This is a genomic window from Actinomyces sp. Marseille-QA0893, from assembly GCF_976954355.1.
Genome location: NZ_CDRJSY010000004.1, coordinates 32,560 through 52,926, shown reverse-complemented (window position 1 = coordinate 52,926; position 20,367 = coordinate 32,560). Strand labels below are relative to the sequence as shown.

Genomic DNA, 20,367 nt, shown 5'->3' with positions numbered 1-20,367 from the left:
CACACTTACGCTCAGGGCTTCCAAGGAAGCCACACTATGAGGCCGGAGCCGTCGCCAGGATATCGATGATGATGCATAAAGTATCGTCACCGGTTGCTTGATCAGGGGGAAGAGTGATCGCTAGACGTGAGCCGACTTTTTGGTCGATGAGAAGGGGGCGAAGACCCGGCATAAGTTCGCTGAGCCGGACGCGTTCAGGAACACCCGTTCGCCAGGTAGATTCGCGTTCAATCCCATCGCTCCACCCGCTGACGAAATACTGAACGACAATGTCATCATCGGCGCGCACCTGACCGCCAGAACCAGTCAGTAGCGGCTGGACAGTCGGGCCTGAAGGAAGCTGATCACCGTGAGTGATGACAGGGCCTTCGTCGCGCATCGTGACTTCAAGCGGACCGCTTCCATTAACCTGCGCGGAGGCTTGCCCCGAGGCCAGGGTCGGCAAGATATCGATGACGACGACTTCGCCGGTGTTTAGACGCGTCGTGGGAGTTGTGGGTACGTCCGAGGCCGGAGCACTCGAAAGAGGGCGAGCAATGAGGAGGCGGCTTCCTTCGCTTCGTCCCGTCACTTCGCGGGCCAGGTCCGCCCCCAGCGAGTCATTGTCAGCCCGGCCGACGACGAGGCGTGGGCGTCCATTGGGGGAAAGCAGCTCCCCCGTGCGCGCATCGAAGACAGTGACGGATAAAAGAACCGGGGAACCCGCGGTAATCGCACGACCTTCGCCCTGCGAAATAATCGCATGTTTTGTGCTGACAATTTGAAGCGGTTCACTCAACTTGACCGTGGGCGTCGCACCAACGCGTCCGGAGACCTCAACTGAGGCTAGAACAGAACGAGGGGCATCGCCCGAGACAGAGCTAGCATTCCTATGCACGACAAACCACACAGAAGAAGCAATTACTGCGCACACAACTAGTAGCGCAATAAGCGCAAAGACCCAGCGTCGCCTCGGGCGCTGCGACTGTCGACGGGCACCACGCATACGCTGACGTCGAGAACTCAAACTCTGAGCGTGTTCACTCATGCTGGAAGGAATTCGTCTCGAGCGCGCAACCCTGAGATGAACTGATCAACGGATTCAGATTCGGTCGCGAAAGGATCATTCATCAGAACGTAGCGACCGGGATCATCAATTCGCGAAGCGCGCACCCAGTCAATTGCCAATTCAATGCCAGCAGTTTCTGCAGCATTAATGATCGAAGAACGAAGATGCGCGCGCGTTGATCGCGGTGCCTGAATGCAGGCTTGTTGCACTTGTTCCTCGGTTGTGAGGCGTCGCATGAGACCGCTACTTTCCAATCCGCTACGAAGCCCGTTGGGACCAATGTCGTGATAGGACAACAGCAAACGTGCAACTCGCGGATCATCAAGCGTGGTCTGTTTACGCTTGAGATACTCCTGGATCAAACGGAACTTAATGGCGAAATCGAGCTCACGATCAACAGACGACCAGTCACCACTGCGTAGGGCCGCAAGTGCTCGTCGCCACAGGTCAATAACTTGGCGAGTCGAAGCGTCGCATGAAGAATCATTGATATCAATTCCCAGAACATCGACCACGCGTTGAAGAATCCGCTCTTGGATGTCGAGGGCAGAAAGCTCCCCACCATGTGCCATCGGAATCTTCACTTGAGCCGACAGGTCTTGATTAACCTGACGAATTGCCAGCATGGGATCGGCCAATTCAAGATCTGACAGGTTCATCCCGTCTTCGACGGCATCTAAGACCAAAGAAGTCATTCCCACTTTGAGGAATGTCGTCGCTTCGCACACATTCGTGTCACCGCTGATGACGTGGAGTCTACGGTATTGGCCCGCGTCGGCCAAAGGCTCGTCACGCGTATTGATGATTGGACGAGTTCGCGTGGTCGCTGAGGAGACGGCCTCCCACATCTGCTCCGCGCGCTGTGAAAAACAATAGCTAAGTTTGTTCCCCGAACGCCTCAGGTGCCCCGCACCAACAAGCACCAATCGCGTGACAAAGAAGGCAACCAGCCCTTGAGCGACTTGCCGGAAGTCACGACGACGGTGAAGAAGATAATTTTCATGGCAGCCGAAGCTGTTGCCCGCGGAGTCCACATTGTTACGGAACAAGTAGATCCTTTCGGGATCTGCTAATCCCTCAAGTTCTGCACGGGTTCGATCATTGAGTTGGTTGAGTAACTCATCACCGCAGCGGTGCTGGGCAAGAAGGTCTTCAAAAGAGTCGCATTCGGCAGTCGCGTACTCGGGGTGAGCTCCCACATCAAGGTAAAGACGCCCACCATTTCGCAGGTAGACATTGGGAGCGCGACCACTTAAGGCGAGTGGCGCGAACAATAAACGTGCGGCAGCATCAGCATCGTGAATCGGAGGTGCACCTGAACGCGTCGCGCAGGTTAGCCCATACTCGGTCTCGATGCCGACGACTCGGCGCCTCACCTCACTGTCCTCCCTTTTGGACAAATCCCTGAACGAATGATTCCGCATTGGTTTCAAGAACGGTATCAATCTCATCAAGCAGTGCATCGAGAGAATCAGTCTGCGCGGAAGACGAGGCGTGGACCTGGCCCGCGGCCTCGTCATCTTCGTGCCCGCTACCGCCAGCAAATAACTGTGAAAGACTCATCTTTCCTCCTCTTCTGCACGGATCAGTGTACCGCGCTCAAGATCAGCCAAAAGTGTGGCATCGATACCGGCCGCTTCGACCAGCGGCCTACGAATCATGTGATCGCCCCGGCGTTCACATAGTGAAGTCCACGAGGCCGCAGCTAGTGCGGAAAGATTTCTTACAGCATACCCGCGTAGGTACGCCCGCGTGTTTTCAGGAGCCCAGTCGGCTGCATGTTCAACCTGTTCGGCAGTGAACATCCGCTTGACACGGCCTGCCCGCTCCAGCGCGACAACCAAAGAACGGTCCTCACGCAAATCCGCCCACTGCAGGTCCATTGCAGCAAGCCTCGGGTCATCCCAAGAAGTGCCCAAACGCGCACGCTGACGATCGAAAAGTTGGTACTTACCCACCCATTCGACTTCCGTTGCGACGCTAAAGAGATCACTCGACATACGGCTGAGAATGTCCTCCCAGTAGCGCATGACGAGTTCTTCTTCTTCGCTTAAGGCGACTGCGGCGCGTGTGAGGCTTTCATGAACGAGCTCAAGATAGATCTTTTGGATATCGAGCGCGCTGCGCGCTCCTCCTGCGCAACTGGCCTGGTAGGTCAAGGTCGGATCATGACTGATATTCCATGTTTCTTGAACCGGATCATCGAGTGCAAGCGCATCCCACTCCATCCCCAGGCCCGCCTCGATCGCTTTTAATACCAGCGCGGTAGTGCCCAAGCGCAGGAAAATCGAAGAATCGAATTGATTACCATCTCCACCGATCACGTGAAGACGCCTGTAGTAGGCGGGATTGGCGTGGGCCTCGTCGCGGGTATTAATAATCGGCCTATTGAAGGTCGTCTCAAGACCAACTTCGTTTTCGACGAAGTCAGCACGTTGGGAAAGCTGGAAACCAGCAACTTCACTGCGCTGACCAATGCCCACACGCCCCGCGCCGCAGATCACTGGACGCGTGACAAAGAAGGGTGTCAGTCCTCGAACAAGATCGTCTAAATCGATGGTGCGACTGATCTGGTAGTTCTCATGGGTACCGTATGCCGCGCCTTTGCCATCAGTGTTGTTTTTGACGAGCACGATGTCTTCTCCCACCTCACGGGCGGCCGCCATCATTCGTCGTGCAATGACTTCCCCGGCTCGATCCCAGAGCACGCCATCGCGAGCATTCGTCGTTTCAGGCGCGGAATACTCCGGGTGCGCATGGTCAACATAGAGCCGTGCCCCATTCGTGAGAACTGAGGAAACGGCGGCTGGCAAATATCCCTGTGATCGCCGAGGCAGTGGCAAGGTTTCGCTTCCACCCGAAGGAGCGAGGTGGTAAGGATCGTCAGTGAGCATCGAGGGATCAGCGGCCGCGCGAGTCAGCCGCATTCCACGTAAATCATTGAGTGGGTCTTCGGCAGTGTAATCCCAGCGAACAGGTTCGCTACCTTCACTTTGAGTCCCGCGGCGCGAAATCTTCGAATAGGCGTCAACAATCCGACACGAAAGGTCAACGGGATCAGCTCCAGGATCTGAAGGCGAATAGATGCCGTACTCGGTTTCTGTGCTCATCACCAGAGCAGACATTATTCGTCCTCTTTCTTGATCGGTCGGATCTCAACGATGTCTTGGTCGAGACCAATTGTGCGCGCCCAGTCCGACGGAGATTGACGGGTCGCCAGCTCCATTGATTCTCGGATTTCATCGTCAAGACCACGCATGAGATGTTCACTCGTCATTCCGTGTCGGGAATTCTCGATCGTGTCCAGAATTGCGTATTTCTTTGCTCGTTCGACAATCCCAGCAATCATGGCACCTGAAACAATGTCCGCGAGATAGATCGTTCTTTCAGCTCCGCTATGAGTACGCGCGCTCAGCAGTGCGGTGTCAGCTTGACGACGATAGAGATGATCAACCGCACGGGAGATCATCTCATCATGAGAGAGAGAATCAGACCCAGTGTGAAGTGGGACGGATGCGTCAAGGTGTTTCTTGAAGATCTCACGTGCCGAGGAAAGGTTCGGGCGATCAATGCGGATACGAACATCGAGTCGACCGGGACGCAAAACGGCGGGGTCGATCATATCCGCACGGTTCGACGCACCGACGATCACGACGTTATCGAGACTCTCAACGCCATCCATTTCAGCAAGAAGCTGCGGAACAACCATGGTTTCAACATCGGATGAAATACCGGTTCCACGAGTACGGAACAGGGCCTCCATCTCGTCAAAGAAGATCACGACCGGCACTTTCGCCGAGGCAAGAGCTCGGGCACGCGCGAAGATCGCACGAATTTGTCGTTCAGTTTCTCCAACAAACTTGGTCAGAAGTTCCGGCCCCTTGATTGAGAGGAAATAACCTTCACCAGAGGAACTGAAATCACGCAGAGAATGCGCAAGAGCTTGCGCGATCAGTGTTTTACCAGAGCCAGGAGGGCCGTATAGCAGGATGCCTTTCGTTGGGCGCAGGCCATACTGGCGGTAGAGTTCGGGATGCCTGAGCGGCAACTCAATTGCTTGACGGATCGTTTCGATCTGTTCATCCAAGCCACCGATATCATCAAAGGTCACCTGAGGAATTTCAGGAGTAAGAAGCTGCTCGACATCTTGACGAACGACCCGCTCATAGGCAAAAGCGGTACGAGTATCGACCAAGACGCTTTCACCGGGACGCAAAGTTCCATGGCGAAGAGGTCCTGCAAGTTCAACGATTCGATGGCTTCCAGCCTCCGCTGAGACAACCGCACGATCGGTACCAATCAATTCGGCAACCTGCGCAAGCTCGCCAACGCGTGAATATTCGCCTACCCCAACAACGACCATCTTGTCGTCGATCAGGACACGCTGCCCCGGAGAGATTGAGGTGATATCAACCTGCGTCGCTACCGCAAGACGCATCAGTCGCCCAGAAACATAGACCTCGACGCTTCGCGAATCTGTGTTCCCCCGATGAAAAACCCCAAAGGTCAACGGAGGTTGATTCACATGTTTGAGTTGTTCACGGAGGCGAACAAGCTCTTGACGAACTTGCGTAAGTGCTGCGCTCAGGTGCGCATTCTTTTGTTCGAGAATCGACAGTTCTGTCTGTTCAGAGCTCATCGCTCTCTCTTCCCTCAACCCACGTGCTGGCCTTCGCTTGAAGATCTCGGCGAACTTTTCGGATCTTTTTATCCGAACTCAGGCGCAAACCGACGCGAGACTCGCTCCATTCTTCTTCCTCATCCCATGCTCCCTGGAGGCCTTCAGCTGCCTTCGCGGGGCGCGTGGAACGTTCCTGGGGAAGAGTATTGGGAGCCAGACGTCGACAAATCATCAAGAAGCCCGTGTGCGCGACCATTCGGTGTTCGGGCCGAACGGCAAGACCGTCAACGTGCCACTCACGCGAAAGACTTTCCCACGCGAGGGGTTCGGTAAAGTTCTGCGTAGCTCGCAGGTCTTCAATCAAACGCGACATCTGAGTAACGGTTGCGATGTAGCAACACAAAACTCCGCCGGGAACAAGCGCATGAGCAACCGCCTCAAGATTCTCCCAAGGCGCAAGCATGTCCAACACAATCCGGTCGACACTGGCCTCGGGCATGCCAAGCAATTCCTCGGCAAGATCTCCTACGCGTAAATCCCACGCGGGGTGTGGCGTTCCAAACCACAGTTCAACATTATCCCGAGCGATCTCGGCGAATTCTTCGCGGCGCTCGACAGAAATGAGCCTTCCTTTCTCCCCCACCGCGTTAAGAAGGGCCATCGACAAAGCACCTGAGCCGGCGCCCGCCTCGACAACGACTGCTCCTGGGAAAATATCCGCGTAGTGAACGATCGTCCCAGCGTCCTTGGGGTAAACCACAGCTGCGCCTCTGGGCATCGACATGACGTAGTCGGCTTGAAGAGGACGCAGAACTTGGAACTGACGTCCTTCCTCAGTAGTGATCACCTGACCGTCGGGGCGGCCAATCAGATCATCATGATCGATAAACCCTCGGTTCGATTGGAAACGCCCACCCGCAACCAAAATCACCTGATGTAGGCGTCCTTTTGGATCACGAATTTGAACCCTCTCACCTTCGCGAAGGGGGCCACGATGGCGTTCTTGACCGAGGCCATGGACTGCAGTTTCATGAGTACTCATCGCCTCTACACTACCGTGAGCCAAAGATGAAATTCCTGTTAAAACCACACCTAAGAAGGTGGAACTCGTTACGGTAGGACCATGAGGAATTCCCGTCCGAGTCATCCAGCATTGTCGGCAAGCCGTGCGAAAGAGTATCAGCGCTGTCCGCTTCAGTTCCGTCTTCACGTTGTCGACCGGGTCAAAGAGCCTCCCACTCAGGCAACTCTCTTGGGAACTACCGTGCACAGCGCGCTCGAAAACCTCTACGCGGCTCCGCGAATGCAACGCGATGAAGCACTCGCTCACAACCTCTTGGAACGCGAATGGAAGGCGACTCTTGAGCAAGACCCCACGGTGATGAATCTCTTTCAAGATCATGCGGATTTTGAGCGTTGGTACGCACGCATGCGTTCAATGATCTCGAACTACTTTCAGATCGAGGAACCGCGCGCACTCGAACCTTATTCAAGGGAAGCCCTAGTAGAGGGAACGACTCAAGATGGCGTTCACCTCTTGGGGTATATCGACCGTGTCGATCGGGCTCCAAATGGCGACTTACGCGTCATTGATTACAAGACCGGTAAAGCGCCCTCCGAGCGATTCCAAGAAGAAGCTCTTTTCCAAATGCGTTTCTATGCACTTCTTCTCAGCCTCACTGAGCGGCTACCTAAACGTACCCAGCTCGTTTACCTCGCCTCGCAAAAGGTCTTAACTTTCGACCCAGACCCGGCAGATATCGATCGCTTGAGTGCGCAGCTGAGCACTCTATGGGAGCAGATCAGAAACGACGCCGTGAAAGAATACTTCCCACCACGCAAGAATCCCCTGTGCAATTGGTGCGGAGTACAGCAGCTATGTCCGCTCTTTAACGGAGAAAGCCCCAAGATTCCACAAGAAGGACTCGAGCGCCTTCTAGCCGTAGGGCCGGCTTCCCGTTAGGAACTTGCCTCCTGGACAAAATTCGGGCACTCACCTGCCATAATCGCCTCGATAACTTCCTCATTCAGGTCTGAAAGCTCACGAATGTACGGATAGTTCTTCGCGAAATCTTCGGATGCCGCACCTTTGATCGCCACAGGCACTCCACCACTCGCCTGAGCTGCTTGGAGTCCTACGGGAGAATCCTCAACAATCAGACAGGACGCAATATCAACCCCAAGAAGACGCGCTGCCTTGAGGTAGCCCTCTGGCGAGGGCTTTCCTTCGGTGACGTCGTCGCCGTAGACGGCTGTCGTAAAACCCGGAGTAACCGGGGCGTGGGCAAGTACGCGAGAAGCGACATGACGACGCGTCGCGGTGACAACCGCGGTAGGAATTCCCTTGGAATTCGCCCACTCAAGAAGCTCGCGAAGTCCCACTTTCCACGGCAGTCCCTCATCAAGGAGATCGATCACGCCTTGTTCAACGCGCTGGCCAACCACGGCCTCGTCAAGGGGATGAGCGGCGAAGGAACGCAAGAGCGCCACCATGCGCGGCAAGGTTGAGCCTAAGAGTTGAGCACGCATATCAGGGGTCATTTTCGTGCCCATATCGGCAAGAGCCCGCGCTTCGGCAGCTTCCCACAAGGGTTCTGTATCGACGATGGTTCCATCCATGTCGAAAAGAATTGCCTGAGGTTGTGTCATTCGTGCGGTCCTCTCTTCTTCGAACGATTACGCGCCCGCACCCGTTCCCAATGCAGAAAGCACGCCGGTGACAAGGCCAAGGGCTACAAGAATACCAATGGCTATGCGGTACCACACAAAAGGTGCGTAAGAACGCGTCGAAATGATCTTGAGGAACCACAAAATAACAACGATTCCAACCCCGAAGGCAATCACTGTTGCGAGGATGGTTGGGCCAACCGCAATAGCGTCCCCTCCGGTGACCACCTTGGCGACTTTATACAGTCCCGAGGCCATGATCGCGGGCATCGCCAGAAGGAAAGAATAGCGAGCTGCAGCTTCGCGGGAATAGCCGAGGAAACGGCCCATGGTGATGGTTCCTCCCGAACGGGAGACGCCGGGGATCAGAGCCATTGCTTGCGCAAGGCCATAGAGTATTGCGTCTTTCCAACTCATCGATTTCAGCTCGCGCGTATCCGGCGCATAACGGTCGACAAAGCCTAGAAGAAGGCCGAAGACAATGAGCATCGCAGAGGTAATCCACAAGTTACGCAGCGTCGTATCGATTGCGTCTTGGAAGAGTAGGCCCAGAATTCCGATGGGAAGGGAGCCAACGATGATCATCCATCCCATGCGCGCGTCAGGATCCGATGATGGGACGCGTGAGTCACGCGAACCGAGCGGCAATGAGTGGAACCATGCTCGAAGAATCCGCACGATGTCTTTCCAGAAGACAATGAGGACTGCGAGTTCTGTCCCGATCTGTGTAATTGCCGTAAAGGCTGCGCCCGGGTCAGAGGACCCCATCAGTTCTCCAACGATTCGAATGTGCGCCGAAGAAGAAATTGGAAGAAATTCTGTCAGGCCTTGGACAAGCCCGAGAATAATTGCATCAAGCCAGCTCATACCTCCACTGTAGGGCCCAGGGCCCTGTCAGGGCGAAATATGTGCATGTGTAGGCCGTCATAGAGCTGGCGTTCTACTCTAGTTCTATGGATATTCGACACTGCGGAAAACACGGCCTGGCCGTCTCGAGCCTTGGCCTGGGTACGTTGACGTGGGGGCGTGATACTGACGAGGAACAGGCCTGTGCAATGTTGACTGCCTTCGTTGATGCTGGGGGGAGCCTCGTCGAAATTAGCCCTCTCCACGGTAGCGGACGCGCACTTAGTGTCCTTGCGCAGGCGCTCAAGCAGGTCGGACGTCATCGCATTGTTATCGCTCTGCGAGGTGCAATGCGTTTTTCGCAAGGTTCTAACGAGGTTTCCGCTTCCCGCGGAGACATGCTGCGTTGCCTGGACACAACACTGGCGATTCTCGACACCGATTATGTCGATCTTTGGCTAGCGACGCCTTCAAGTACACCGATTCCCCTGGAGGAAACGCTGTTAGCGCTTCAGTGGGCCTATTCCAGCGGTCGCGCACACTACGTGGGGTTAAGTCACCGCGATACCTGGGATTGCGCATTGGCTTGGGCAAAGTCCGAAACGCTACCCTTAACTGCTGTCGAAGAAGAGTTCTCGCTTGTGTGCTCTTCTCCCCTCCTTGGTCGTGCCCGGGACAAGAATTTTGGTTTTCTTGCGCACTCGCCACTTGCCGGAGGCGTACTGACTGGAAAGTACCGCCATGCCACTCCCCCGGACTCACGCGCAGCCTCCACTCATCTGCGTCACACCGTTGCGCCTTACCTTGATTCCTGTGATCCCATTGTCGAGGCCCTCTCCCAGGCTGCGCAGGGGCTTGAGTCTTCAATCGCAGACATCGCGCTCGCTTGGGTACGCGATACTCCCGGGGTCACGAGTGCAATTATTGGGCCGAGGAACCTCAAGCAGCTCGAGCAGCTTCTTGGTGGACAGCTTGAATTGCCTTCACCGATCCGCGGCGTGCTCAACGAATTAGCAGCCGAATAGTAAGTGTGGGGCAGCCATCGAGCTGCCCCACACTTATAGATTTACTTGACCTTTAGGCGACAATCTCAGTTGTCATCGTCCTCATCTTCAACATCGATGAAGTCATCGTCGTCATCGTCCGATTCATCATCTTCGTCAAGATCAATGAAATCATCCTCATCGTCATCTTCTTCGTCTTCCTCATCGTCAGAGACAATGAGGTCGAAAGGAAGCTCGACTTCATACTGCGTGAAAAGTACATCGTCGTAGGTGAAGAAGGCGTCACGAAGTGCCTCTTCAGCGTCAAGCAGTGCCTGCTCGTCAACCTGGTCCGAAGACGTAACTTCATAGTGGTTTTCGAAGGCTGCGATCAATTGATCAAGAACGAGGCGCGGATTCGTGGTCATGGTCACATATCCTACACGAAACTCTAGGGCAAGTTCAGCTGAGAACGAATGCCCGAAACCATGAGGTCAGCGCCCTTGATCTCGGCAGTTTGATCCGCGCCTAGAATACGAGCATTTCCCTCATTATCGAGAAGCTGGGACACACCGTGCTCGGGACCCAGCGGCAAAATCACCCATTCATCACTGGGAACGTATTGAACTTCGGGAGCCTTTCCAGCCAGCTGTGCGGAGATATTTGCGATAACGACACGCGCCTGAGCACGCGCAGCATCCGCACGCTTTGACTCGCGAACATCGGTCAGGTCGCCGACTGCGTAGACCCGTTCTTGTCCAGATACAAGCAGCGTCGGTTCAACCCTCAGAGCACCATCGGGACGCAGCGCAGCTTCCAAAGAGGTGCCGACAACGTAGCCGGAATTTGGACGCGAGCCATAGCACTGGAACCAGATGTCTGCTTCGATGCTCTGACCGTCCTTGGTTTCGACATTGAAGTGACCGAGTTCACCGACATTAAACGGCGGGAGGTAGGCAAGCTCTGAACCTTCCAAAAGGCGAATGTTCAGTTCCGCCAGCTGCTCACGTACCTGCTCACGCAGAGCCTCAGAGAAGCCGTAAGTCGGCAGGATTTCGGGGCTCTTCTCGACCAAAGTGATGTCAATGTCGGGGAAGGCATGACGCAGTTCCCCAGCAAATTCGATGCCAACGGTTCCGCCACCGACAAGCAGCACAGAGCGCGCGCCATGCAGATACGCGGAGAGCTGGCTCAGACGAGCTTTTGCGACGTCTGAACGCGAGGCTGTGTACTTCGCGGGGAAAGGATAGGTAGAGCCAGTAGCGAGCACGACGTAGTCCGCATCAATCGGATCCTGCCCGAAAATGTGTACCCGAGTGCCTTCAACGCGTGAAACGGTTCCATGCACAACCCGGCCATTGGTCAGAAGGTTCGTGTAGGGCATAAAGATCGAGTGCTGCCACGCCTCATCAACAGCCGCACGCAAGGCAGCGGCATGATGAACGAATTGATCCTTTTGTTCAACCAAGATGACTTCAGCCAAAGGATCAAGTCCCTTGGCGACGGTGACACCACCGTATCCGCCACCGACAACGACGACTCGGGCCACAGCGCTCTCCTTTACTCGTTCGCTCCCCTTCATTGTCCCCGAAAACTTTCTGCGCGACGAGCGCAAAAAGTGTGTTATTGCTGACCGAGGGCTCGTGCAATGTTCGGGGTGAAGAAGTTCGGCCCCTTCAAAACCTTGCCGTCCTCGCGAAGCTTCACGCTTCCATCCGGCATCAGCTTTGACAAATTCGATGCCTGAATTTCAGCGAGGACGCGATTCAAGTCAATACCAGACTCGAGGGCCATGCCGTAGATGACGTAGACCAAATCACCGAGGGCATCAGCAGTCTCAATAATGTCACGGGTTCCATCGTCGGCTGCGGTTGCGCGCTGCGTCGCTTCTTCAACGATTGCACGCGCTTCCTTTCCGTACAGCGCGCCCAGGAGCTCAGCAAACTCTTCGCGGATCAAGCTCACTCGCATGTGGAGACGCTCATAGTCAAGTGTCGGTTCCTGACAGTCTCGGACGCGGTCAGGCATGAAGTACGTGCGGTGGAACTGCTGAACAAGATCTTGCGGACGCGATGAATCCAAGACTTCGGGTGCCCCAGCACTGGGACCGTCCCAGGCAGTGGCGGGAGTGCGCGGGTCGGTGGAAAGAATGCCCCCCACCCAGGCCTCGTAACCGGGAAGACGGACAACGCCTTCCTTGCGGAAGCCGTTCTTCCACACGGCCTTCCACGAACCCCAATTTCCTACATGTGCCGCCCATTCGACTCGGGAAGCGCCCAAGGTTCCAAAAGCAGCATCGAGGGCACAAGCAACCGCTTCCGTTGCAATGCCCTGTCCCCATTCATCGTGGCTAACAAAATATGAAACTTCATAACGGTCAGAAAAGTGAGCGTTTCGAATGAGTTCGAAGCGGCCAAGGAAACGTCCGTCGTCGACACTTCGGATGGCCCAATCTGTGCTCCCCTGTTCCCACTTCGCGGGGACTTTCGCGAGATTCTCTTCAGCCATCGACAAGGTGTAGGGATACGGAATCGAAGTTGTTTCGTGAAAAATCGGATCCTGGAGGGCTGCAGTGAGATCGGCGGCATCCTCAACTGAGATCGGAACCAAGACGATGCGATCGCCATGAACGTCAAATGACTGCATTAGTGTGTTTCCTCCGTCGTATTTGTGAAACTCGATGATTGGCTCCACGCGCTTTCCAAAATACGTACCGTCGCATCGAGGCTCTGGAGACCTTGAACAACGAAACGCCGATCGAAGAGATAGGTCGGTATTGAGTCAATCCCCATTTGAATTGCAATTTGGTAGTCCGAAAATACTTCGGACGAGGCCACAGGATCGCTGAGCGCGTCAACAACCAGCATTTCGGGGATTCGCACGTCCTGTGCGCACCCGATTAGCACGTCGGGGTCGGCAAGGTTTAAACCAACTTCAAAGCGTGCGCGGAACAAGGCCTCGGCGTAGGTGAATTGGTAGGTTGCTGCACCCGTCGTGATTCCAGAGCGTTCATCCATTTCTCGAGCTGCAGCCATAGCCTTATGGGCAAAGGACGTCGGAGCAAGAACCAAGGATTCAAAGTCCAAGGAAATACCATCTGCTCGCGAAAGTTCACTGACGCGCTCGAGTGCCTCATCGGCCTCGTCCAGGCTCATTCCGGGATGGGTATGAACCAGGAATTCCGCCTGAGACATCTCAAGGACGCTCGATTGCTCAGGATCAAGCAAATAGGCGTGGAAACGAACCTCAACCTGATCGCGATGTTCAAAACGCGTGAGAGCGTCTCGTAGATGATGGATACCGAGGTAAGACCAAGGGCACGCAAAATCTGCCCATACGTCGATATGCATGCATTCTCCTTGAAAAAACGGTATCTATCGTCCTACCCAAAAGGGTACGTGTGCCCTTCAAGAGTTACCACTGCAAAACGCGCCTTAACCCGCCCACGGCGTATTTTCATCCAACAATGATGCACGGAATGTAAAGAAAACCCGGGGATCAGATGATCCCCGGGCACTTGTGCGCGGAGGGGGACTTGAACCCCCACCCTCGTAAAATGAGGACTAGCACCTCAAGCTAGCGCGTCTGCCTATTCCGCCACCCGCGCAGGTGACTCACAAAGCCAAAGCTTTGCGGCTTGGAAACTTTAACACGCACGAGCGTCAGTCACAAATCGAGATCCGCGCGAGCGTTTCAAAAATTTCCGTGGGCGATACTGGGATCGAACCAGTGACCTCTTCCGTGTGAAGGAAGCGCGCTACCCCTGCGCCAATCGCCCGAGGTGGGTACCGGATTCGAACCGGTGTATACGGCTTTGCAGGCCGCTGCCTCGCCTCTCGGCCAACCCACCCTATCCAACCTCAACCACAAGGATTTTCGGAAGGTTAGAGCGGATGACGGGACTCGAACCCGCGACCCTCACCTTGGCAAGGTGATGCTCTACCAACTGAGCCACATCCGCACTCAGTCTCTATCAGACTGGGGCCTTGTCCGTCGTTAGATAACGACAGTGGGCGATACTGGGTTCGAACCAGTGACCTCTTCCGTGTCAGGGAAGCGCGCTACCACTGCGCCAATCGCCCGAGCGGATGACGGGACTCGAACCCGCGACCCTCACCTTGGCAAGGTGATGCTCTACCAACTGAGCCACATCCGCGTTTGAAACCATCGAAACGGTTTTGCAACGGATGGAAGCCTAACAGGGTTTGGCCCCAGAACACAAATCAGGAGCGAGTGTCCCCGCTCACACACCCTGTTTTTCATTGCGACGGCGCGCCTCCACCCCGACTTAGACGCTCCCCCATAAAGTCAAGGACGTGATCGAAGTGGCGCCACCAGAGGATTTCCGAACCGCACTCATGTCATTGCGCGGCGCGGTACATCCTCACGTTGAAATCGAGGAAGTCCCCGCACCGCGGGCACTTGCTCCTTTCACCGCTGCGCTTGCACTTCGAACCACTCAAATGGCTCACGATGAAGCACTCGCCTTCGGACGTTTCATCGTCTTACACGACCCAAACGGACAGATGGGATGGAATGGCCCATTCCGCCTCGTTACTCAACTTCGAGCCCAAATCGATGCGGATATGAGTTCGGATCCCCTCTTGTCTGAAGCTTTGTGGAATTGGACCCACGATTGTCTTGAAGAGCGCGGCGCAGGTTTCCATGACTTGACTGGAACTGTCAGCAAAGAAGTCAGCGAATCCTTCGGCGGTCTTCTCTTAATGGGTTCAACTTTGGCTGTGGAAATCCGCGCTTCACTCACTCCCAATACGCCATGGATTGGCGAGCACCTCCTCGCGTGGCAGGACCTCATGTGTCGTATTGCTGGCGTTGAAAACCAACGCTTTCTTGAGAGGGCTTAGGTCGTGTTAGTCGACAACCCCTACGGAATTCTCCGGGGCGACACCGAAGATCCACAGCTCATTGCCTATCCCCGAGACGGGATCCCCGAGGTCATTTCGACCGTTGAGGCCTTGAAAGATGCCGCTGAAAAACTCGGCCACTCAGCAATGCCTCTGGCTGTCGATGTCGAGCGAGCACAGGGCTTTCGCTACGGCTCCTCCCCGTATCTTCTTCAACTGCGCCGCGAGGACGTCGGTTCCTTCTTAATTGATACCGCTGAGCTCAGTGATCTGAAGATCCTTCAGTCATCTATTGAAGCCCCCTGGATTCTTCACGATGCCTCGCAAGATCTTCCCAACCTACGTGAGCTCGGCCTGCAAATCCCCCAGCTCTTTGACACCCAGGTCGCTTCTCGTTTAGTCGGCCTCACGCACTTCGGCCTTTCTGCAGTATGCGAACAGATCCTTGGACTTGCTTTGCTGAAGGACCACCAGGCCGCTAATTGGTCCGTGCGTCCGCTTCCCAAAGATTGGCTCCGCTATGCGGTCCTCGATGTCGAGCTCCTGACAGCATTAAAGGACGCGCTTGAGCTGCGCCTAGAGGCTCTCGGGCGCCTTTCATGGGCGCAGCAGGAGTTTTCTCACATTGCCGAGGCCGCGCCTCCCAAACCGAAGAAAGATCGTTGGCGGTCAATTCCCGGCATCGGCAAACTCACCTCCAAGAGAGCTCTGGCTATTGCCCGAGAACTCTGGTTTGAGCGCGATGCGATTGCGCAAGAAATCGACTTGGCGCCTGGACGTCTGGTGCGCAACAGTGGAATTATTCACGCTGCTCAACGCCCACCCCGAACCCGCCATAATCTGCTCTCGATCGCGGAATTTCGTTCACCGCAAACCCGCCGTTACGCTGACCGTTTTCTGGCCGCCGTCGGAAGGGCACTCGTTCTTCCCGACAACCAGCTCCCGCCTCGTCACCGCAAAGAAGACGATGAACACACCCCTAGCGTTCGTCACTGGCAACGCCTACGTGCAGAGGCACATGATTTGCTTCTCCAGGTGCGCGACTGCGTAGCCCAGCAGGCTCAACACCTCGAAATCAGCCCTGAGATCCTACTAGAACCCCGTATCCAGCGAGCACTCGCCTGGGACTACTCGCAGGGCGAGCCAATGGGCCCCGTTGATGAATACCTCACGGCTCAGGGCGCGCGCCCGTGGCAAGTTGCCATCGTTGCGCCCGAGCTTCATCAGCTACTTGCGGGCTAGTTCGCGCATGAGCGTCGCTGTGAGTCCTTCAGCATCCAAACCCAAGGTAGACACGATACTGGCACGACTAGCCTGATCAAGAAATTCCTTTGGAATACCCGCAGTGACAACGCGAATACCCAACGTTTCATCGTGAGCGCTCAATAGGTCGCGCAGCGACCAACCGAATCCCCCATCGACAAGACCATCCTCGATGCTCAAGACAAGATCTGCGCCTTTAGCCAACGAAACTAGAGCTTCCGGAACGGGAAGCGCCCACCTAGGATCAACCACTCGAACGCTGGCTTTGCCTTCCTCTTCAAGACGCGTTGCACTCTCAAGCGCAGCCGGAACCATCGATCCGAGCGCGACCATGCACACACGAGGCAGTGCGCTCTTTTCATCCCAGTCCTTAAGGACGTCGCAACCGCCTTCTCTACGCAGTTGAACGATCGGGTCACTCAAGGCGCCCTTGGGATAGCGCAAGACGGTTGGAGCATCACCAACAGCAACGGCCTCGCGAAGTTCTTCACGTAAGGTGGCTTCATCACGCGGCGCAGCCAGACGCAATCCAGGCACGGAATTCAGCATGGAAATATCCCACATGCCGTTGTGCGAAGCTCCGTCATCGCCGGTAATTCCAGCGCGGTCAAGCACAAAAGTTACGCCGCAGTGATGCAGGCCGACGTCCATGAGGATCTGGTCGAAAGCCCGGTTGAGGAATGTTGCATAGACTGCAAAAACCGGGTGAGCGCCCGCAAATGCCATCCCAGCTGCGGCTGCAACTGCGTGCTGCTCTGCGATACCCACATCGACAACGCGATCGGGATAATCATCTTTAAAAGGACCTAGACCTACAGGAAGCATCATTGCCGCCGTAATACCAACGATATCCGTGCGCTCATGGGCAATCTTTCGGATCTCGTCAGCGAAAACGCTGGTCCACGCAAAACGTGCCGGAGCAATAGGAAGCCCCGTTTCCGGATGTATCTTTCCAACGGCATGGAAGCGATCTGCGATGTCTTCTTCAGCTGGAGTGTAGCCGCGTCCTTTTTGTGTCATCACATGGATGAGTACAGGTTCATGAAGCTCACGGGCCCGATTGAAGATCTCTTCCATGGCAGCGATATCGTGACCATTGACGGGCCCAAGGTATTTCAAGCCGAGGTCTTCGAACATAGCCTGCGGAATGAGAGTGTCTTTCAGTCCGGTTTTCAGGCCGTGCAGTGCGCCATACGTTGCTCGTCCCGGCTCGCCGAAATTCATCAGAGTTCGTTTACCCCAGGACAGCGCCTTCTCATAGTTCTGAGAGGAACGCAGAAGATCAAGATGACGCGCAAAAGCACCAATCGTTGGCGCGTAGGAACGGCCATTATCGTTGACGACGATGATGGCACGTCTCTTGGGATCCGAGGCGATGTTATTGAGCGCTTCCCACGCCATTCCGCCGGTCAATGCGCCATCGCCAATGACCCCAATAGTCCACGTGGGGTCTCCCCTGCGTGCCTTTTCACGCGAGATTCCATCGACCCACGATAGGGATGAGGACGCGTGAGAGTTCTCCACGACATCATGAATGGATTCTTTACGACTGGGGTATCCCGAAATGCCGCCTTCTTGGCGTAGGTGTGAAAAATCCTGGCGACCGGTCAGCAACTTGTGGACGTAGGTCTGATGCCCGGTATCGAAGACGATTGTGTCAGAGGGAGAGCGGAAGACTCGATGAAGTGCGATGGTGAGCTCGACAACGCCAAGGTTCGGCCCCAGATGTCCGCCGGTCTTTGATACGTCATCGATCAGTTTCGTACGAATCTCTTCAGCAAGAGAGTCTAATTGCGCGGTCGGAATCCGCCTAAGATCGCGGGGTGAATCAATAGTGCTCAGCAGCGAAGCTTGATTCTCGGATTGCGTCATGGGAACGATTCTAGTGTCAAGGATGCAATGAGGCTGAAAGAGCGCCGGAATTTCAGCACACGACTTCTTCAAAGCATGAGATAGCGCCAGGAATTAGAATGGATGCGGCGAGAACTTTCCCCACATGCAGAAGGAGACATGATGAGCGTGCAACGCCCGTACGGACAGTGGGATTCTCCTGTAGAAGCTGATTCGTATACTCAGACATCAGTGCAGCTGTCGCAGGTACGCGTCGACGAGGCCGATACCTACTGGGTTGAAGGAAATCCCCGCGACCAGGGGCGCAACACCCTTTTGCGTTCGAATTCAATGGGACAGATTTCTGAAGTTCTTCCTTTGATCGATGGCATCCGCCTGCCTGACGTGCGTACACGCGTCCACGAGTATGGTGGTAAGGCCTACGCGGTCTCGGAAGGATTGATTGTCTTTTCTGACGGTTTTGATGGCCGGGTCTATGCATTCAATACCCGCGATCCTCACCGCAAACTCGTTCCCCTTACGCCCCTCGGCAAGGTGCGCTACGGTGACTTTGAAATCGCAGATGTACGAGGCCTCGTCTACGCCGTTGCAGAAGACCACTCAAACCCAGGTGAACCCGTCAACTCTCTTGTTGCGATTCCTCTAGACGGGCGCGCGGCCCGTAATGCCTTCGAAATCGTGTCGATCTTCAGCGGTACTGATTTCGTTTCTTCTCCTGCAATTAGCCCAGATGGCACGAAACTCGCGTGGCTGAGCTGGAATCACCCCGAAATGGCATGGACGCACTCCACCTTGCATGTAGGTGCTCTGGACTTTGAAGGCCGCGTATCTGCTTCCTTGGTTCTAGTTGACCGCCCGAAGGTCTGCGTCTACGAACCGCGATGGACCCTCAACGGCGATCTCATTCACGTTGACGATTCTTCTGGTTGGGCGAATCTCTACCGCACCGAGGGCTTCCACTGGAATGAAGATGAAGACGCGCTCGCATGGATGGGACGTTTGCGCACTCGTCCGCTCCACCCCAGTCCTCGTGCTTTCTCGCACCCGCACTGGCAGCTCGGTCTGCATTCCTACGACAATTTCGACTACGAGAATTTGATTTGTTCGTGGGCTGAGAACGGAACCTGGCACTTGGGAACAGTTCGCCTCGATAACGGAATGTGTGAAGAGTGGCACACCCCTTGGTGGCCGACTGGCAATGTTGCGTGCTTCGAGGGCCGCGTTGTCACTCTTGCTGACTCCCCCACCCACGAACCCGCGATTGTCGAAGTTTCCGGTGGTTCTTCTCGCGTCATGCGTTCCTCGTCGCAAGAGCGACTCCCTGAAGAACTGATCTCACAGGCGCAAGCGGTTTCGTGGACAAGCAGTGACGGAGAAACCGTCTACGGCTTCTACTACGCGCCTAAGAACCCGCAGTTTACTGCCCCCGAGGGGGATCTTCCGCCTCTGTTGGTCAACGTGCACGGCGGCCCGACCTCTTCGGCGCGCGCTGGCTTATCCATTGGGGTGCAGTATTGGACCTCACGAGGCTTCGCCTACCTTGATGTCAACTACCGCGGCTCCACCGGTTTCGGGCGTACATACCGTGAGCGCTTGAACGGGCACTGGGGCATCCTCGACGTCCAGGATTGCGCAGAGGGCGCTCAGTACCTGGTTTCTCAGGGCTTGGCCGATCCCGCGCGCCTTGCGATCCGAGGCCGCTCTTCCGGTGGCTACACCGTCCTTTCTGCTTTGGCCGATACCGACGTCTTCACCGCTGGAACTTCTCTCTTTGGCATTGCTGACCTCAAACTACTGGAAGCTACAACCCACAAGTTTGAATCCCACTACGATCTCAAACTGCTCGGCTCGGACAATCTGAATGACTCGTTGTGGATCGAGCGTTCCCCGATACACAAGATTGACCAGATCCATGCGCCGCTTCTTCTCCTCCAGGGAAGTGCCGATAAGGTTGTGCCTCCTTCCCAAGCTGAATCGATGTACGAGGCGCTTCGTGGAAACGGACGCGCGGTCGCTTTGCGTATTTACGAGGGCGAAGGCCACGGCTTCCGCCGCGCCGAAAATATTAAAGACTCGTGGGAAAGCGAACTCAGCTTCTACTCGCAAGTCTGGAAGCTTAATGCTTCATGTCCAGTGAAGGTAGAGATTCAAAACCTCTAAGCTTCTTGGACAGACAAGGCGTGGGGCAGACCGTTTTGGTCTGCCCCACGCCATTAGTGAGCC

Annotated in this window: 18 protein-coding genes and 6 tRNA genes; 5 read left to right on the top strand and 19 right to left on the bottom strand. The window is 55.5% G+C overall.

Annotation, left to right across the window (positions count from 1 at the left end; translation table 11 throughout):
- Positions 1-34: 34 nt before the first annotated feature.
- From ACWNMW_RS05810 to ACWNMW_RS05785, 6 genes are read right to left on the bottom strand one after another with little or no spacing between them, the layout of a single operon-like run.
- Entirely contained in the window at positions 35-1,027 is a 993-nt protein-coding gene (locus ACWNMW_RS05810; RefSeq protein ID WP_449490336.1) for an FKBP-type peptidyl-prolyl cis-trans isomerase, read from the bottom strand.
- A complete protein-coding gene (locus tag ACWNMW_RS05805) occupies positions 1,024-2,424 on the bottom strand; it encodes a proteasome accessory factor PafA2 family protein (protein ID WP_449490335.1) in 1,401 nt (466 codons plus the stop codon). Before ACWNMW_RS05805 ends, ACWNMW_RS05810 begins: the two co-directional genes overlap by 4 nt.
- 1 nt (position 2,425) lies before the next feature.
- Entirely contained in the window at positions 2,426-2,611 is a 186-nt protein-coding gene (locus tag ACWNMW_RS05800; RefSeq protein ID WP_072455725.1) for a ubiquitin-like protein Pup, read from the bottom strand.
- A complete protein-coding gene (dop, locus tag ACWNMW_RS05795; RefSeq protein WP_449490334.1) occupies positions 2,608-4,173 on the bottom strand; it encodes a depupylase/deamidase Dop in 1,566 nt (521 codons plus the stop codon). The genes ACWNMW_RS05800 and dop overlap by 4 nt, the downstream gene beginning before the upstream one ends.
- Positions 4,173-5,687, bottom strand: a complete 1,515-nt coding sequence (gene arc, locus ACWNMW_RS05790) for a proteasome ATPase (RefSeq protein ID WP_449490333.1) — start codon at positions 5,685-5,687, stop codon at positions 4,173-4,175. The genes dop and arc overlap by 1 nt, the downstream gene beginning before the upstream one ends.
- The gene (locus ACWNMW_RS05785) at positions 5,677-6,711 is read right to left on the bottom strand and encodes a tRNA (adenine-N1)-methyltransferase (RefSeq protein WP_034503228.1); all 1,035 of its coding nucleotides are present in this window, start codon (positions 6,709-6,711) and stop codon (positions 5,677-5,679) included. Before ACWNMW_RS05785 ends, arc begins: the two co-directional genes overlap by 11 nt.
- Positions 6,712-6,792: 81 nt before the next feature.
- Between ACWNMW_RS05785 and ACWNMW_RS05780 the strand changes: the two genes are divergently transcribed.
- The gene (locus tag ACWNMW_RS05780) at positions 6,793-7,632 is read left to right on the top strand and encodes a RecB family exonuclease (protein ID WP_034503225.1); all 840 of its coding nucleotides are present in this window, start codon (positions 6,793-6,795) and stop codon (positions 7,630-7,632) included.
- Here ACWNMW_RS05780 and ACWNMW_RS05775 read toward each other — a convergent pair.
- Complete coding sequence (locus tag ACWNMW_RS05775; protein ID WP_295893519.1) at positions 7,629-8,318, bottom strand: HAD family hydrolase; 690 nt, start codon at positions 8,316-8,318, stop codon at positions 7,629-7,631. The two genes, ACWNMW_RS05780 and ACWNMW_RS05775, sit on opposite strands and share 4 nt — an antisense overlap.
- A gap of 27 nt (positions 8,319-8,345) precedes the next feature.
- Positions 8,346-9,203 (bottom strand): undecaprenyl-diphosphate phosphatase, encoded by an 858-nt coding sequence (locus ACWNMW_RS05770; RefSeq protein ID WP_034503220.1) that lies wholly within the window; start codon positions 9,201-9,203, stop codon positions 8,346-8,348.
- Positions 9,204-9,289: 86 nt separating this feature from the next.
- On the opposite strand from ACWNMW_RS05770, the gene ACWNMW_RS05765 reads away from it, so the two are divergent.
- Positions 9,290-10,207, top strand: a complete 918-nt coding sequence (locus ACWNMW_RS05765; protein ID WP_299058612.1) for an aldo/keto reductase — start codon at positions 9,290-9,292, stop codon at positions 10,205-10,207.
- A gap of 65 nt (positions 10,208-10,272) precedes the next feature.
- Here ACWNMW_RS05765 and ACWNMW_RS05760 read toward each other — a convergent pair whose 3' ends face one another.
- The 10 genes from ACWNMW_RS05760 to ACWNMW_RS05715 all read right to left on the bottom strand — a co-directional run bounded on the left by ACWNMW_RS05760 (position 10,273) and on the right by ACWNMW_RS05715 (position 14,321).
- Entirely contained in the window at positions 10,273-10,593 is a 321-nt protein-coding gene (locus tag ACWNMW_RS05760; RefSeq protein WP_449490332.1) for a DNA primase, read from the bottom strand.
- Between the two features lie 23 nt (positions 10,594-10,616).
- On the bottom strand, positions 10,617-11,714 hold the full coding sequence (locus ACWNMW_RS05755) for an FAD-dependent oxidoreductase (RefSeq protein WP_034503211.1): 1,098 nt from the start codon (positions 11,712-11,714) through the stop codon (positions 10,617-10,619).
- Between the two features lie 74 nt (positions 11,715-11,788).
- Complete coding sequence (locus ACWNMW_RS05750) at positions 11,789-12,811, bottom strand: GNAT family N-acetyltransferase (protein ID WP_449490331.1); 1,023 nt, start codon at positions 12,809-12,811, stop codon at positions 11,789-11,791.
- On the bottom strand, positions 12,811-13,515 hold the full coding sequence (locus ACWNMW_RS05745) for a DsbA family oxidoreductase (RefSeq protein ID WP_449490330.1): 705 nt from the start codon (positions 13,513-13,515) through the stop codon (positions 12,811-12,813). The genes ACWNMW_RS05750 and ACWNMW_RS05745 overlap by 1 nt, the downstream gene beginning before the upstream one ends.
- A gap of 170 nt (positions 13,516-13,685) precedes the next feature.
- Positions 13,686-13,772, bottom strand: a tRNA-Leu gene (locus ACWNMW_RS05740).
- 99 nt (positions 13,773-13,871) lie between these two features.
- Positions 13,872-13,943 (bottom strand) — tRNA-Val (locus ACWNMW_RS05735).
- Position 13,944: 1 nt separating this feature from the next.
- Positions 13,945-14,015: transfer RNA gene (locus ACWNMW_RS05730), tRNA-Cys, on the bottom strand.
- 38 nt (positions 14,016-14,053) lie between these two features.
- Positions 14,054-14,126 (bottom strand) — tRNA-Gly (locus ACWNMW_RS05725).
- Positions 14,127-14,175: 49 nt separating this feature from the next.
- Positions 14,176-14,247: transfer RNA gene (locus ACWNMW_RS05720), tRNA-Val, on the bottom strand.
- A 1-nt stretch (position 14,248) separates the two neighbouring features.
- Positions 14,249-14,321 (bottom strand) — tRNA-Gly (locus tag ACWNMW_RS05715).
- A gap of 160 nt (positions 14,322-14,481) precedes the next feature.
- On the opposite strand from ACWNMW_RS05715, the gene ACWNMW_RS05710 reads away from it, so the two are divergent.
- Positions 14,482-15,030 carry a DUF3000 domain-containing protein gene (locus ACWNMW_RS05710; protein WP_081940811.1) on the top strand — a complete coding sequence of 183 codons (549 nt, stop codon included), beginning with the start codon at positions 14,482-14,484 and terminating at the stop codon, positions 15,028-15,030.
- Between the two features lie 3 nt (positions 15,031-15,033).
- Positions 15,034-16,272, top strand: coding sequence for an HRDC domain-containing protein (locus tag ACWNMW_RS05705; RefSeq protein ID WP_449490329.1), 1,239 nt, complete (start codon positions 15,034-15,036; stop codon positions 16,270-16,272).
- On the opposite strand, the gene dxs is transcribed toward ACWNMW_RS05705, so the two are convergent.
- Complete coding sequence (gene dxs, locus ACWNMW_RS05700) at positions 16,258-18,165, bottom strand: 1-deoxy-D-xylulose-5-phosphate synthase (RefSeq protein WP_449490328.1); 1,908 nt, start codon at positions 18,163-18,165, stop codon at positions 16,258-16,260. The genes ACWNMW_RS05705 and dxs overlap by 15 nt on opposite strands.
- Positions 18,166-18,306: 141 nt before the next feature.
- Between dxs and ACWNMW_RS05695 the strand changes: the two genes are divergently transcribed.
- The gene (locus tag ACWNMW_RS05695) at positions 18,307-20,304 is read left to right on the top strand and encodes an alpha/beta hydrolase family protein (protein WP_449490327.1); all 1,998 of its coding nucleotides are present in this window, start codon (positions 18,307-18,309) and stop codon (positions 20,302-20,304) included.
- Positions 20,305-20,367 lie beyond the last annotated feature (63 nt).

Excerpts from the sequence above, each read along its gene's own strand:
- ACWNMW_RS05770 (WP_034503220.1), bottom strand. The coding sequence starts at position 9,203 with ATGAGCTGGCTTGATGCAATTATTCTCGGGCTTGTCCAAGGCCTGACA.
- ACWNMW_RS05750 (WP_449490331.1), bottom strand. The coding sequence starts at position 12,811 with ATGCAGTCATTTGACGTTCATGGCGATCGCATCGTCTTGGTTCCGATC.
- ACWNMW_RS05800 (WP_072455725.1), bottom strand. The coding sequence starts at position 2,611 with ATGAGTCTTTCACAGTTATTTGCTGGCGGTAGCGGGCACGAAGATGAC.
- ACWNMW_RS05775 (WP_295893519.1), bottom strand. The coding sequence starts at position 8,318 with ATGACACAACCTCAGGCAATTCTTTTCGACATGGATGGAACCATCGTC.
- ACWNMW_RS05810 (WP_449490336.1), bottom strand. The coding sequence starts at position 1,027 with ATGAGTGAACACGCTCAGAGTTTGAGTTCTCGACGTCAGCGTATGCGT.
- ACWNMW_RS05745 (WP_449490330.1), bottom strand. The coding sequence starts at position 13,515 with ATGCATATCGACGTATGGGCAGATTTTGCGTGCCCTTGGTCTTACCTC.
- ACWNMW_RS05780 (WP_034503225.1), top strand. The coding sequence starts at position 6,793 with ATGAGGAATTCCCGTCCGAGTCATCCAGCATTGTCGGCAAGCCGTGCG.
- dxs (WP_449490328.1), bottom strand. The coding sequence starts at position 18,165 with ATGACGCAATCCGAGAATCAAGCTTCGCTGCTGAGCACTATTGATTCA.
- ACWNMW_RS05785 (WP_034503228.1), bottom strand. The coding sequence starts at position 6,711 with ATGAGTACTCATGAAACTGCAGTCCATGGCCTCGGTCAAGAACGCCAT.
- dop (WP_449490334.1), bottom strand. The coding sequence starts at position 4,173 with ATGTCTGCTCTGGTGATGAGCACAGAAACCGAGTACGGCATCTATTCG.
- ACWNMW_RS05765 (WP_299058612.1), top strand. The coding sequence starts at position 9,290 with ATGGATATTCGACACTGCGGAAAACACGGCCTGGCCGTCTCGAGCCTT.
- arc (WP_449490333.1), bottom strand. The coding sequence starts at position 5,687 with ATGAGCTCTGAACAGACAGAACTGTCGATTCTCGAACAAAAGAATGCG.
- ACWNMW_RS05760 (WP_449490332.1), bottom strand. The coding sequence starts at position 10,593 with ATGACCACGAATCCGCGCCTCGTTCTTGATCAATTGATCGCAGCCTTC.
- ACWNMW_RS05695 (WP_449490327.1), top strand. The coding sequence starts at position 18,307 with ATGAGCGTGCAACGCCCGTACGGACAGTGGGATTCTCCTGTAGAAGCT.